Genomic DNA, 14,558 nt, shown 5'->3' on the forward strand with positions numbered 1-14,558 from the left:
ATCTTTATAGAAGTCGACATAGATCAAATAAGTAGTGAAAAACTATCTTTATGGAGTTAAATATAGATTGAATGAGTAGTGAAAAACTATCTTTATAGAATTATAAATGCACAATAATGTTGCATTTTGTAAACAAAAACAACGTGATCAAACACTATCTGACTGTAGTTGTGAAAAACTATCTTTATAGAATACTAAAGTAGTGAAAAACTATCTTTATTGGCTTGGTCCCATGAGTGTGTCTTGGTGTTGTTCTGCAACTTGACGTAAGAAATCCCAAACCAATTTAATGCGTGGTTCATGTTTAAGATCAGCAAAAGTGAGCATCCAAAAGGTATGAACAAATTGAATTTCTTCAGTTAAAACTTGCTTTAGTTCGGGTTGGTTGCGGGCCATAAAGACTGGCAAAATAGCCAAACCCGCGCCTGCAGAAACCGCCATTTGCTGTGCCACAATACTACTACTGCGTAAGCAAGCATTGAGTTCAATCGGTAAGCGCTCTAAACAATAAAGTTCTGAACTATAAACTAAGTCATTAATATAATTTACAAAACGATGCTGTTTTAAGTCTTCAATTTTTTCAATTTTTGTATGTTGTGCAAGATAGTCTTGGCTGGCATATAGCTTAAGGCAATAGTCTGAAAAGCGTGTGATGATATAGGGTCCAGTTTTTGGTCGATCAATTGAAATCACAATATCTGCTTCACGGTGTGATAGTTTAATGGTCTTAGAAACAGGAATAAGGTCGATGGTTAAACTTGGATATTGTTCTGAAAATTTAGCCAAGAGTTTGGCTAGAAATGCCGTGCCAAAACCTTCAGGTGTACCAATACGCACTCGACCCTGTAATGGGGTGTTAACACGTTCGATTTGGAAAAAAGCCTGCTCCATTTGCTCAACACGCGGCATCAACTCTAAACCTTCTTGAGTCAGCTCATAGCCTTGCGCTTCGCGTTTAAATAAAGTGCTGCCTAAATTGTGTTCGAGGGCTTGAATGCGTCTTGCGACGGTGCTGTGCTCAACACCCATCAGACGTGCAGCATTGGTGAGCGTTTTTGCACGGGCCAATACTAAAAAAAAGCGTAAATGATCCCAATCGACTTTCATACGGTGTGTTTATTCCTAATGATTATGGTTTTACTGTTTTTATTGTGCAAATTTGCACACCTATCGTGCATGAATTTCACTTGTTGGTCAAAAAAATCTTTGTTAGTGTCAGCTCAAAGCACAAAAAATATATCAACTTGAATGGCAAGTTGATCAGTCATAACAAAACAATAAGGCAAAGTGCACGGAGCAAACATGAACGCAATTTATAAAAATTTGCAAGGACAGCAAATTACCACGGCAAAACTCTTGATTAATGGTGAGTTTGTAGAATCTAAAACGCAGCAGTGGCAAGATATTATTAATCCAGCAACACAGGAAGTTATTGGTCAAGTGCCAATGGCAACGACTGATGAGGTCAATGCTGCGATTGCTTCTGCACAAGCTGCATTTGCAACATGGCGCCAAACACCTGTACAAGCACGTATGCGTATAATGTTGAAACTACAGGATTTAATTCGTCAAAATGCCAAATCAATTGCACAAGTATTAACAGCTGAACAAGGCAAAACTTTAGCCGATGCTGAAGGTGATATTCAGCGTGGTTTAGAAGTGGTTGAACATGCGTGCTCTGTAGGTACTTTACAGATGGGTGAGTATTTAGATGGTGTAGCTCGTGGTGTAGATACGTATACCTTACAACAACCTCTCGGGGTTTGCGCTGGTATTACGCCATTTAACTTCCCTGCTATGATTCCACTGTGGATGTTCCCAATGGCGATTGTGTGTGGCAATACCTTTGTATTGAAACCATCTGAGCAAGATCCGCTAAGTACCATGTTATTGGTTGAGCTGGCGATTGAAGCAGGTGTCCCAGCAGGTGTACTGAACGTGGTACACGGCGGTAAAGAAGTGGTTGATTTACTGTGTACACATCAAGACATCAAAGCAATTTCCTTTGTGGGCTCAACAGCGGTGGGTACACATGTGTATAACTTGGCAGGTCAACATGGCAAGCGCGTACAAGCGATGATGGGCGCGAAAAACCATGCAGTGATTATGCCAGATGCCAACAAAGAACAAACTTTAAATGCCCTAGTGGGTGCAGCATTTGGTGCAGCGGGTCAACGTTGTATGGCTTTATCTGTGGCCATTATGGTGGGTGAAACTAAACATTGGGTGAATGAATTGGTTGAAAAAACCAAGACTCTAAAAGTCAATGCTGGTCACGAAGCCGATGCTGACTTAGGTCCAGTGATTTCACCGCGTGCCAAACAACGTGTTTTAGATTTAATTCAAAGTGGCGTAGATGAAGGCGCAGAATTATTACTTGACGGCCGTGACGTTCAGGTTGTGGGTTATGAGCAAGGCAACTTTGTCGGACCGACGATTTTTAACCAAGCCACCACCAACATGCGCATTTATAATGAAGAAATCTTTGGTCCAGTACTGGCGATTATTCATGTAGATACCCTAGCAGAAGCAGTGGCGTTAATTAATGCCAATCCATTTGGTAATGGTGTGGGATTATTTACTCAAAGCGGCGCCATTGCCCGTCAGTTCCAAGAAGTGATTGATATTGGTCAAGTGGGTATCAACATTCCAATTCCAGTGCCAACACCGTTCTTTAGCTTTACTGGTTCGCGTGGCTCAAAATTGGGTGATTTAGGTCCATACGGTAAGCAAGCAGTACAGTTCTACACCCAAACCAAAACCATCACCAGCCGTTGGTTTGAAGAACAAGCTCCAAGTACGGGTGTCAACACCACCATTAGCCTACGTTAAGGAGCAGACAGATGAGTATTGCATTTATCGGTTTAGGCAATATGGGTGGTCCCATGGCGCACAACCTACTCAAAGCAGGGCAAAAAGTCTATGGCTTTGATTTAAGTGAACAAGCGTTACAACAATTTGCGCAAGCGGGTGGAGTGGTCTGTCAAAGTCCACAAGAGGCTGCCCGTCAGGCAGAGGTTGTGATTAGCATGTTACCTGCAGCGAAGCATGTAAAAGATGTGTATTTAGGTGAAAATGGCATTCTGAGCGTATTAAAAGCAGGTGCATATTGTATCGACAGCAGCACCATTGATCCACAGACTATTCAACAGATTGCTGAAGTAGCTAAAGCGCGTCATATTGCCGTTTGCGATGCCCCAGTCTCAGGGGGAACTTTAGGCGCACAAGCAGGTACTTTAACCTTTATGGTAGGCGCTGAGCATGACACCTTAATTGCAGTAAGCTCGGTCCTCAAGCATATGGGGAGCAATATTGTACATTGCGGAGATGTGGGTACAGGGCAAATTGCCAAAATTTGTAATAATCTAATTTTAGGGATTTCGATGGCAGCTGTGGCTGAGGGTATGGCGCTCGGGGCCCAGCTCGGGATTGATCCACAAGCTTTAGCTGGTGTGATCAACAGTTCAACAGGACGTTGCTGGAGTTCAGAAGTATATAACCCATGGCCGGGGATTTGTCCAAACGCGCCAGCATCGCGTGGTTATCGTGATGGCTTTGCAGCACAGCTGATGCTTAAAGACTTAGGTTTAGCCTTACAAGCGGCTGCACAGGTAGATCAATCAGTGGTATTGGGTGAGTTTGTTCAACAATACTATCAACAGCTCTGTGATCAAGGACAAGGCCACTTAGATTTCTCTAATATCATTCAGCATTATTTACCTGAGCCTGCGTTGGCTTAATTCAACTGAATAAGGTCGCAAGGAGCTGCGACCTTTTACATCTTCAGGTCAAGACATAACAATAAATCGACTGAGGTACAGCGGATGCTAAATTATCAACAATATGCAGAAAATTTTGATTTAAATCAAGCAGCACAAGAGTTTTTATCAGGCGACCTAAATGCCCTAAATGCATGTATGGAGTGTTGTGATCGCCATGCGTTGCCTGGCCGTATTGCCTTATTTTGGCAAGGCAAAGATGGAGGTAAACTGCAATATACCTTTACCGAATTGCAAAAACGCGCAGCGCAATTTGCCAACTTTTTAAAAGCCAATGGCGTAGGCAAAGGTGATCGTGTTTCTGGTCTACTGCCACGTACCCCTGAGCTGATCATTACGATTTTAGCCACATGGCGGATCGGTGCCGTGTATCAGCCACTTTTTACTGCTTTTGGTCCAAAAGCCATTGAACATCGCGTGAATTTAGCCAAAAGTAAATTTGTAGTGACAGATGTGGTAAACCGCGAAAAACTCAAAGACGTGGAGAATTGTCCAGCTATTGTAACGGTCACAGGAGATAAAGGCACGGGTCTATATCAAGGTGATTATAGCTTTTGGGCAGAAGTCGAACGTCAGTCGAGCAGTTGCCCAATTGAATATTTAAATCTTGATGATCCCTTTTTATTAATGTTTACCTCAGGTACCACAGGGCCTGCAAAACCGTTAAAAGTGCCGCTAAAAGCTTTAATTGCATTTGGCAGTTATATGAAAAATGCCATTGGCTTACAGCCACAAGACAGCTTTTGGAATATTGCTGATCCGGGTTGGGCGTATGGTTTGTACTACGGCATTACGGGACCATTATTACTGGGTCAACCAACACTATTCTATGAAGGTGGTTTTACGATTGATAGTCTGTGCCAAATTGTGAAAGATTATAACGTCAACAACCTAGCGGGTGCACCAACTGCATATCGTATGATGATGGCGGCAGATCAAAAACAAATGCAAAAACTGCGTGGGCAATTCCGAGTGGTCAGTAGTGCGGGTGAGCCGTTAAATCCAGAGGTAATTCGCTGGTTTGATGAGGTATTAGACGCGCCAATTTACGACCATTATGGTCAAACTGAAGTGGGTATGGTGGTGTGTAACCATCATGGTCTTGCGCATGAAGTTAAAGCAGGTTCAGCAGGTTTTGCCAGCCCAGGCTATCGTGTAGTTGCAGTGGATGAGCAAGGCAATGAGCTGGCGTATGATACGCCGGGAATTTTAGCAGTAGATTTAGAGCAATCACCAATGATGTGGTTTGGCGGCTATGAAGAAAGTCGTAAATCACCGTTTTTAAAACATTATTATTTAACAGGAGATACTGCTGAGATTCATCAAGATGGCAGTATGAGTTTTGTTGGACGCAGTGATGATGTGATTACCACATCGGGTTATCGTATTGGTCCGTTTGATGTAGAAAGTGCATTACTTGAGCATGAAGCAGTGATTGAAGCCGCGGTGATTGGGGTACCCGATCCTGAGCGTACCGAAATTGTTAAAGCCTTTGTGATTTTGGCAGATCAAGAAGCGGCGTCGGACAAATTAGCCGACAGTTTAAGTCAATTCGTGAAAACCCGACTTTCGGCGCATGCCTATCCCCGTGTCGTGGAATTTGTGACAGAATTGCCTAAAACCCCAAGTGGTAAAATTCAGCGTTTCTTATTGCGTAACCAAGAAATCGAAAAACAAAAAACTCAGCTCAATGTAGCAAGCTAAAAATAAGGATATATTAGATGAATATGCAATACGAACAAGCACATGCAGAACAAGCAGCGACTTTCCCATCGGCGGCACAATACACAGAAGAACAGCTTTTAATTCAAGACATGACCAAAAACTTTGCTGAAGAGCAAATTAAACCCTATGCTGCCGAATGGGATAGTAAAGCTGAATTTCCGGCACAAGCGCTCAAAAAAATGGGTGAACTGGGCTTATTGGGTATGTTGGTGTCAGAAGAATGGGGCGGTTCAGCAACGGGTAACTTAGCTTACGTATTGGCCTTAGAAGAAATTGCTGCAGCGGATGGTGCAACCTCAACGATTATGAGTGTACATAACTCAGTAGGCTGCGTACCAATTTTAAAATATGGTACGGATGAGCAAAAACAACGTTTTTTAGTACCCCTAGCACGTGGTGAAATGATAGGTGCTTTTGCTTTAACAGAACCACATACAGGTTCAGATGCTGCTGCAATTAAAACCCGTGCCGTCAAAGATGGTGATCATTACGTGATTAATGGCGCAAAGCAATTTATTACTTCAGGGCATAACGCTGGTGTGATTATTGTGTTTGCGGTCACGGATCCAAGTGCGGGTAAAAAGGGCATCAGCGCATTTTTAGTGCCGCGCGACACCCCAGGTTATGAAGTCATTCGTATGGAAGAAAAGCTGGGTCTACATGCCTCAGATACTTGCCAAATCGCATTAACAGATGTACGTGTGCATGAAAGCTTACGTTTAGGTGCAGAGGGCGAAGGTTTAAAAATTGCCTTGTCGAATTTAGAAGGTGGTCGTATTGGGATTGCAGCTCAAGCTGTAGGCTTGGCGCGTGCAGCCTTAGAGGAAGCCACCAAATATGCACATGAGCGGGTGGCTTTTGGTAAGCCAATTTTTGAGCAGCAAGCGCTTGCGTTTCGTCTAGCCAGCATGGCCACAGAAATTACAGCGGCGCGTCAACTGGTGCATTATGCTGCGCGTTTAAAAGAAGCTAGGCAACCGTGTTTAACCGAGGCCTCTATGGCGAAACTATTTGCTTCAGAAATGGCAGAACGGGTTTGCTCACAAGCATTACAAGTTTTTGGTGGTTATGGCTACTTAAAAGATTTTCCGATTGAGCGTATTTACCGTGATGTACGTATTTGCCAAATTTACGAGGGCACCAGTGATATTCAACGTTTAGTGATTGCACGTAGCTTGGCACAATAAGGAACAATCATGACACAAGAACAACAACTCATTATTCAACAACAAGGCAAGCTGGGTATTATTCGCCTCAACCGTATCGCAAGTTTAAATGCATTATCAATCGAGATGATTCAAGGCATTCATCAACAGGTTTTGGCTTGGCAAGATGATTCACAGGTCGAGGCGATCTTAATTGCGTCAAACAGTCCAAAGGCATTTTCTGCAGGCGGAGATATTCGTTATATCTATGACAGTTATTATGCTGGGCAAAATCAGCATTTAGACTATTTTGCCGACGAGTATGCCATGTTGCATGACTTGTATGCATCGAAAAAGCCATTAATTGCTCTACTTGATGGCTATGTACTAGGTGGTGGATTTGGTTTGGCTCAAGCCTGCCATATTCAGGTCAGCTCAGAAAAATCACGTTTTGCAATGCCTGAAACAGTGATTGGTTATTTCCCTGATGTGGGAGCAACTTACTTCTTTGCTGCTCTAAATGAAATTGGTGTGTATTTAGCTTTAACAGGTGAGCAAATCAGTGCCCATGATGCAGTAGCCTTAAAATTAGTCGATGCTTTGGTGTCAAGTGAGCGCTTAACTGAGCTAGAACAAGCGTTGATACAAGCCCAGACTTTAGATCTAAACAGTATTCAAGCCTTAGTGGCTGACTTTGCTGTACAGCAAAGTCATCGCTTAGAATTGGATACAGCGCGTATTCAGCAATACTTTGCTCAAGATGACATTGAGCAGATTGAGTTGGCATTAGCACAGGCTCACCCAGCAGATCAAGCATGGGCGAACTCAGTATTGGAAATTTTAAAACAACGTTCGCCTGTTGCTAAACGCGCGAGCTTAAAGTTGCAACATTTAGGACGTCAATTAAGCTTAACCGAAGCGATGCAGCTTGAACGTGATGTACAAGGCTTATGGTTTGAGCAGGGTGACTTTATTGAAGGTGTGCGTGCTTTAATTGTTGATAAAGACAAGCAACCTAAGTGGCGTGATGATCAACCCCAATTAGATCAACACATTGAAGCATTACTCAAGCAGCAAAAAGCGTTAATCGCTTAAGCACAAGCTCATATTTAACTTAAGAAATCTCCCTGATGGGGGATTTTTTTATTGTTGACTCAATACAATATGATTTGCCATAAAAAAATCATCCTCATAAGAGGATGATTTAAAGAAAAAATGTGCTGAGACCGAAGAGACCAACTCAGCACAAAAGTTTAAGCCTGAACAAATTCTTGAAGCGCTTGGTTAAATGCTTCAGGCTGTTCGATATTCGAAATATGCGAAGCATTGATTTCAAATAACTGACTAGCTGTAATGCGTTGTTGCATAAATTCCCCATCTGCAACAGTGGTTACAGGGTCTTGTTGACCTGCCACAATCAGCACTGGTACCGTGATGTCTTTTAACTGTTCACGTACATCCGCCTTTGCCAAAGCTTCACAGCAACTTGCATAACCTTCGGGGCTGCCAGCTCCTAAGTCGTTTGAAAGTTTTGCAATCATTGCTTGGTTGCTTTGAACAAAGGCTTCAGTAAACCAGCGGCCTGCAGCAGTCGATGCGATCGGTGCTAAACCTTGTTCACGAACAAGCGCTGCACGATCAGACCAAGCCTGTTCTTGACCAATTTTGGCAGCCGTATTGCATACAACAACATGGCTAAAACGGTTTGCATGATGAATGGCTAACCACTGACCGGTTAAACCACCCATTGAAATCCCACAGAAAGCGGCTTTTTCAATATTCAGGTGATCGAGTAAATTCACCACATCTTGACCTAATTGATCAAGGGTGTAAGGACCTTGTGGCGCTGATGATGCACCATGACCACGCGTGTCATAACAAATCACAAAATGATCTTGGCTAAAGAACTCAATTTGTGGTTGCCACATGCTGAAATTGGTACCTAACGAGTTTGAAAATACAATCGCAGGTTTCGAAGCATCACCAAAAGTTTGATAATTTATTTGAGCATCATTTGAAGTAAATGTAGGCATACAATCCCTCCCGACCTCCCTTTATACAAGGGAGGGGGTTTTTAATAGTTAAACACGTTCGATAATTAAAGCGATGCCTTGACCAACACCAATACACATTGAGCAAAGTGCATATTTGCCACCAATTTGTTCAAGTTGGTTGATTGCTGTAGTGACCAAACGGGCACCCGATGCGCCGAGTGGATGACCAAGTGCAATCGCACCACCATTTGGGTTGACACGGGCTTCATCATCAGCTAAGCCTAAATCACGCGTTACAGATAGAGCCTGAGCAGAGAACGCTTCATTGAGTTCAATGACATCCATCTGTTCTAAAGTAAGACCGGTTTGAGCAAGCAGTTTTTTAATGGCAGGTGCAGGACCAAAACCCATAATGCGTGGTTCAACACCGACAACCGTTGCACCAATGACTTTGGCACGCGGCTTTAAACCGTAAGTTGCAACAGCTTCATCAGAGGCAATCAGAATCGCAGCAGCACCATCGTTAATACCTGAAGCATTCCCCGCAGTGACTGTGCCGCCTGCTTTCACCACAGGTTTAAGTTTGGTTAAGCCTTCTAAAGTGGTCGATGCTCGTGGATGCTCGTCCGTATCAATCACAACTGCATCGCCTTTACGCTGTGGAATCACCACAGGCACGATTTCATTGTTAAAGAAACCTTTGGCTTGAGCTGCTGCAGTACGTTGTTGGCTGTTCAAGGCAAATTTGTCTTGATCTTCACGGCTGATGTTGAATTGTTCTGCTAGGTTTTCAGCAGTTTGTGGCATGGTTTCAACACCATACATTTCTTTAAGTTTTGGGTTGATGAAACGCCAGCCCATGGTGGTATCTTCAAGTGTTTGGCTACGACCATAAGCAGTTTCAGGTTTACCCATGACTAAAGGCGCACGGGTCATGCTTTCCACACCACCTGCAACGATAAGATCCGCTTCACCTGCTTTGATTGCACGCGCTGCCATTGCCACTGCATCAAGCGATGAACCACATAAACGGTTTACTGTTGTTGCAGGCACTTGATATGGCACACCAGCTAGGAGGGCAGACATACGGCCGACGTTACGGTTGTCTTCACCCGCTTGGTTAGCACAGCCAAAAATAATATCGTCTACTTTTTCCCAGTTGATATTTGGGTTGCGTTCCATTAAGGCTTTAATTGGCACAGCACCTAAGTCATCTGCACGGACAGGAGCAAGACCGCCTGCATAGCGACCAAATGGAGTACGAATGGCATCGATGATATATGCGTTTTTCATTTTTAAATCCTTGAAACTAAGCTCCTCCCTTTTTTAAAGGGAGGTTGGGAGGGATTTTTAAAAATATGATTTCTTTCTAAGAATCCCTCTTTATAAAGGGGGACTTCCTCTTTATTTATAGTGTTGCATCAATAAGTTTTGCACCAGTCATCGACTGCAATTCTTCAAATGACAAACCTTCAACTTTTTCAATGACTTTCATGCCATCAGCAGTTACATCAATCACGCATAGGTCGGTGTAAATACGGTCTACACATTTTAAACCTGTCGCAGGATAAGTTAACTCTGCTACGATTTTCGGTTCACCTTTTTTAGTGACATGGTCAGTGGTAATAAAGACTTTTTTTGCACCAACTGCTAAGTCCATTGCACCGCCAACCGCAGGAATTGCATCAGGTGCGCCTGTATGCCAGTTGGCAAGGTCGCCATTTTCTGCCACTTGGAAAGCACCAAGAACCGCGATGTCTAAGTGACCACCACGCATCATGGCAAATGAGTCACCATGATGGAAGTAAGCACCACCTTCAAGCAGGGTTACAAATTCTTTACCTGCGTTAATCAATTCAGGATCACGGTCTTCTTCTGCAGGCGGTGGACCAAATGCAAGCAAGCCATTTTCAGAATGTAAAAATACATCTTTATCGCTTGGTAGATAGCTCGAAATCTTGGTTGGCAAACCAATACCGAGGTTGACATAAGCGCCATCTGGAATGTCTTGTGCAACACGCTCAGCAATTTGGTCACGGGTCAGTTTAGTATAGCTCATGAGGTTTCTCCTTATCCGTGATTACTGTGCAGGTTGAACTTGTACAACGTGTTGTACAAAAATACCCGGGGTGATGATGTGTTCAGGGTCTAATGCACCTAATTCAACCACTTCTGAAACTTGTGCAATGGTTACGTCTGCTGCCATCGCCATGATTGGGCCAAAGTTACGTGCAGATTTACGGTAAACCAAGTTGCCCCAACGGTCGCCTTTATGTGCTTTAATGAGTGCAAAGTCGGCTTTGATTGGATTTTCTAAAACGTAGTCTTTACCTTCATAGTTCATGGTTGGTTTGCCTTCTGCAAGCAAAGTACCGAAACCTGTAGGGGTATAGATTGGACCTAAGCCCATACCTGCAGCTTGAATACGGCAGGCCAAGTTACCTTGTGGCACAAGTTCTAACTCGATTTTGCCGGCACGGTATAACTCATCAAAGATATAAGAATCTGACTGACGTGGGAAAGAGCAAATGATTTTACGTACAGCGCCTGCTTGTAACAGTTTAGCCAAGCCGTAATCACCATTCCCAGCATTGTTATTGACAATCACCAAGTCTTTAACACCGAGTTCAATTAAACCATCAATCAGTTCGGCAGGTTGACCCGCTGTCCCAAAGCCACCGATCATGATGGTGGCACCATCTTTAATTTGTGCCAGTGCGGCTTGCATTGACGTTGAACTTTTATCAATCATGTCGTTTCCTTAGATGAATGAGGTTTAGAAGAGGACGGTGCCTTTGTGGCTGGCACGGTGCGCGGTGTTAAGATTAGATGCGCCAACATGCCAATACAAATGCCCCAAAATACTGAGCTGAGACCCAAAAATTGCATCCCAGAAGCAGTTGCTAAAAAGGTTAATAGTGCAGCATCGCGTTGATTTTCATGTTGCATAGCAACCGAAATATTGTTGGCAATCGCACCCAGTAAAGCCAACCCAGCCAGTGCTGCAATCAGCTCTTTAGGGAGTAAACTAAACAGCATCACGATGCTGCCAGCAAATAAACCACCTAAAATGTAAAAAAGACCATTGGCGATGCCAGCGATATAACGTTTATCTTTGAGTTCATGCGCATCTTTACCCATACATAAAGCAGCGGTAATAGAGGCTAAAACAATGGTAATGCCACCCACACAGGCAACCGCAAGTGAGGCAATACTGGTTGTTGTAATAATAGGTTTGGCTGGTACGTCATAACCACTCAGTTTAATGATCGACATGCCTGGTAAAAACTGACCAGACAAGCTCACTAAAATCAGTGGTAGGGCAAAGTTTAAGGTAGATGACCAGCTCCATTCAGGTTGAATCCACTGCGGTACAGCCAATTGAAAGTCGACAGCCACTGGATTAATCTGCCCAAAAGACAGCGCCAAGATGACACCAGATAAAAGCACCCACAACATCGTGTAGCGTGGAGTCAAACGTTTGGCGAGCAAAAAAACCGCCAGCATACCAAACACAATCCATGGCATGGAGTCGCTGGCTTTAAATAAACTTAAGCCAAATTGAAATAAAATGCCCGCCATCATGGCAGCAGCAATATTTTGTGGAATCCACTTTAAAAGTTTGTCAAAGGAACCAGAAATCCCAATCAGAAAAATTACCACAGCTGAGGTAATATAAGCAGCAATGGCCTCATTTAAAGACAGTTCAGGGAATAAAGTCACCAGTAAGGCAGTCCCCGGGGCTGACCATGCTGTCACAATCGGGACTTTATATTTAATTGATAAAAAAATCCCAGCACACGCAGCACCGATGGAAATGGCCCAGATCCAAGAGATCATCATCTCTTGAGAGACTTGCGCTTGCTGTGCTGCTTGGAAAAAAATAATGAGTGGACCAGCATAAGAAATCAGCACAGCTAAAAATCCTGCAACTGTGGCTGAAATTGACCAGTCTTCTTTTAAGGTATTCAACAGGGTTGCCATTGGGTGATGCCTCCGTGCGTCAATGATCCTGCAAATGAGAGGGGGAGATCAGGTTAACCCTGATCACCACCGCCAACAGGCACAACCGTACCTGTGATATAAGATGAGTCATCTGAAGCAAGGAATGTAATTGCATTCACTTGTTCTTGAATCGTGCCGTAACGCCCCATAAAGGTACGATCAATGGTTTGATCGACCACTTGTTGCATCCACGCTTTGTCTTGTTCAGACATTGGTGCCGCATTACGCGGTACTTTACGAGGCGGCGCTTCTGTACCACCTGTTGCAACTGCATTGACACGGATGCCATCTTTGGCATGTTCAAATGCTAAAGATGCCGTTAAACCATTTACACCGCCTTTGGCAGCAGAGTAAGGGATACGGTTAATGCCACGCGTTGCAATTGAAGATACGTTTACGATGGTCCCTTTTTTGTTTTTCAACATTTCAGGCAAGACTGCACGGCAGCACCACATGGTCGGGAACAATGAACGATTGACTTCTTTGATGATTTCTTCTTCAGAAAATTCTTCAAAAGGTTTCATCCAAATTGCACCACCGACGTTATTGATGAGTACATCAACACGACCGTAGGTTTCGACTGCTTTTGCAACAACGGATTGTGCACCTGAGAAGGTTTCTAAGTTGGCTTTAACTACAATCGCTTGACCACCTGCAGCAGTAATTTCTGCAAGCACATCATCGACATAGTCAGAAAAGTCAGCCATTACAACTTGTCCGCCTTCGCTCGCAACTTGTAATGCAACCCCGCGACCAATGCCTTGCGCGGCACCGGTCACAATGACAACTTTATTTAAAAATCTTTGATGATCAGACATTTGAATCGCTCTCAATTAGTTTGCTGAGAATTTTTCGAATAAGAAGCTCGCAGGTTTAACGCCTTCAGCATCTAACCAACCACGAACCGCATCTACCATTGGTACAGGACCACATAGGTAAACGTCTACGTCACCGCCATTTAACCATTCAGTTTCGATATGACCTGTTACATAACCTTTACGCTCATGCGCAGATTCTGGGTGAGCAACCACTGTGCGATATTCGAACCAAGATAATTTTTCTTGTAATTTGTTCAGTTCTTCAAGTGCAACTAAGTCAAAGTCATTGGTCACACCAAATACTAAACGTACTGGATGCTCAGAACCTTTTTCTTCTAATACTTGAAGCATTGACATAAACGGTGCAATACCTGTACCGCCCGCAAGCATCACAACAGGACGTGCAACATTACGTAAGTAGAAGCTACCAAATGGACCCGTAAATGTCATTTTGTCGCCAACTTTCGCTGTTTCGCTCAGGAAGCTACTCATTTTACCGTTAGGGACGTTACGAACAACAAAGCTAGTTAAACGGCTACCTGGTTTAGAGCTGAAAGAGTATGAACGTGTTTCAGTTGAGCCTGGAATACCTACATTGACATACTGACCCGCAAGGAAATTGATGTCTGGTTGACCTTCGTCTAATTGGATATCAAAGGTAATGGTAGATTCTGATAAGTTTTCTACACTTGCCAAAGTACCTTGGTAAGTATGAATTTCTGTTTTACATACATCAGAAGATGCTTGAATTTGGAATACCGCGTCAGAAGTAGGGCGGCATTGGCATGCCAGTACATAGCCTTGCTCTGCTTCTTCTGGTGTAAGTGCATCTTCAATATAAGTTTCCTCAGGCATGTCATATGTACCCGATTCACAAAATGCACGGCAAGTACCACATGCGCCGTCACGGCAATCTAGTGGGATATTAATCTTTTGACGGTAAGCAGCGTCAGATAAAGACTCACCTTGAGCAACTGAAATGAAGCGTGTCACGCCATCTTCAAATTGAAGTGCAATATTGTGGTTTGACATGGCTGAAAATCCTATAAAAAAATCTGGGGAACAGAGAGAGAAACCTTTAGCTAAAAATCC

General features: G+C 43.5%; 13 protein-coding genes. 5 read left to right on the top strand and 8 right to left on the bottom strand.

Annotation, left to right across the window (positions count from 1 at the left end; genetic code table 11):
• Positions 1-216 precede the first annotated feature (216 nt).
• Entirely contained in the window at positions 217-1,107 is an 891-nt protein-coding gene (locus tag CYK47_RS09465; RefSeq protein WP_122901140.1) for a LysR family transcriptional regulator, read from the bottom strand.
• 195 nt (positions 1,108-1,302) lie between these two features.
• Between CYK47_RS09465 and CYK47_RS09470 the strand changes: the two genes are divergently transcribed.
• From CYK47_RS09470 to CYK47_RS09490, 5 genes are all read left to right on the top strand, one after another.
• A complete protein-coding gene (locus CYK47_RS09470) occupies positions 1,303-2,832 on the top strand; it encodes a CoA-acylating methylmalonate-semialdehyde dehydrogenase (RefSeq protein WP_122901142.1) in 1,530 nt (509 codons plus the stop codon).
• An 11-nt stretch (positions 2,833-2,843) separates the two neighbouring features.
• Positions 2,844-3,740, top strand: a complete 897-nt coding sequence (mmsB, locus tag CYK47_RS09475; RefSeq protein WP_122901144.1) for a 3-hydroxyisobutyrate dehydrogenase — start codon at positions 2,844-2,846, stop codon at positions 3,738-3,740.
• Positions 3,741-3,824: 84 nt separating this feature from the next.
• Positions 3,825-5,483: an AMP-binding protein gene (locus tag CYK47_RS09480; RefSeq protein ID WP_122901146.1), complete on the top strand. Its 1,659-nt coding sequence runs from the start codon at positions 3,825-3,827 to the stop codon at positions 5,481-5,483.
• A 23-nt stretch (positions 5,484-5,506) separates the two neighbouring features.
• On the top strand, positions 5,507-6,691 hold the full coding sequence (locus CYK47_RS09485) for an acyl-CoA dehydrogenase family protein (RefSeq protein ID WP_122901235.1): 1,185 nt from the start codon (positions 5,507-5,509) through the stop codon (positions 6,689-6,691).
• 9 nt (positions 6,692-6,700) lie between these two features.
• Positions 6,701-7,744 carry an enoyl-CoA hydratase/isomerase family protein gene (locus tag CYK47_RS09490; RefSeq protein WP_122901148.1) on the top strand — a complete coding sequence of 348 codons (1,044 nt, stop codon included), beginning with the start codon at positions 6,701-6,703 and terminating at the stop codon, positions 7,742-7,744.
• A gap of 158 nt (positions 7,745-7,902) precedes the next feature.
• On the opposite strand, the gene pcaD is transcribed toward CYK47_RS09490, so the two are convergent.
• The 7 genes from pcaD to benC all read right to left on the bottom strand — a co-directional run bounded on the left by pcaD (position 7,903) and on the right by benC (position 14,498).
• Positions 7,903-8,682 carry a 3-oxoadipate enol-lactonase gene (pcaD, locus tag CYK47_RS09495; protein ID WP_122901150.1) on the bottom strand — a complete coding sequence of 260 codons (780 nt, stop codon included), beginning with the start codon at positions 8,680-8,682 and terminating at the stop codon, positions 7,903-7,905.
• Positions 8,683-8,730: 48 nt separating this feature from the next.
• Positions 8,731-9,936, bottom strand: a complete 1,206-nt coding sequence (pcaF, locus tag CYK47_RS09500) for a 3-oxoadipyl-CoA thiolase (RefSeq protein ID WP_122901152.1) — start codon at positions 9,934-9,936, stop codon at positions 8,731-8,733.
• Between the two features lie 115 nt (positions 9,937-10,051).
• On the bottom strand, positions 10,052-10,702 hold the full coding sequence (locus CYK47_RS09505) for a 3-oxoacid CoA-transferase subunit B (protein WP_122901154.1): 651 nt from the start codon (positions 10,700-10,702) through the stop codon (positions 10,052-10,054).
• 21 nt (positions 10,703-10,723) lie between these two features.
• Positions 10,724-11,395 (bottom strand): 3-oxoacid CoA-transferase subunit A, encoded by a 672-nt coding sequence (locus CYK47_RS09510; protein ID WP_122901156.1) that lies wholly within the window; start codon positions 11,393-11,395, stop codon positions 10,724-10,726.
• Complete coding sequence (benE, locus tag CYK47_RS09515) at positions 11,392-12,627, bottom strand: benzoate/H(+) symporter BenE (protein WP_122901158.1); 1,236 nt, start codon at positions 12,625-12,627, stop codon at positions 11,392-11,394. Before benE ends, CYK47_RS09510 begins: the two co-directional genes overlap by 4 nt.
• 53 nt (positions 12,628-12,680) lie before the next feature.
• The gene (gene benD / locus CYK47_RS09520) at positions 12,681-13,466 is read right to left on the bottom strand and encodes a benzoate diol dehydrogenase BenD (RefSeq protein ID WP_122901160.1); all 786 of its coding nucleotides are present in this window, start codon (positions 13,464-13,466) and stop codon (positions 12,681-12,683) included.
• Between the two features lie 15 nt (positions 13,467-13,481).
• Complete coding sequence (gene benC / locus CYK47_RS09525; protein ID WP_122901162.1) at positions 13,482-14,498, bottom strand: benzoate 1,2-dioxygenase electron transfer component BenC; 1,017 nt, start codon at positions 14,496-14,498, stop codon at positions 13,482-13,484.
• Between the last annotated feature and the right edge of the window lie 60 nt (positions 14,499-14,558).

Origin of the sequence: Acinetobacter sp. B51(2017), from assembly GCF_003711395.1 — a bacterium.
GTDB lineage: Bacteria > Pseudomonadota > Gammaproteobacteria > Pseudomonadales > Moraxellaceae > Acinetobacter.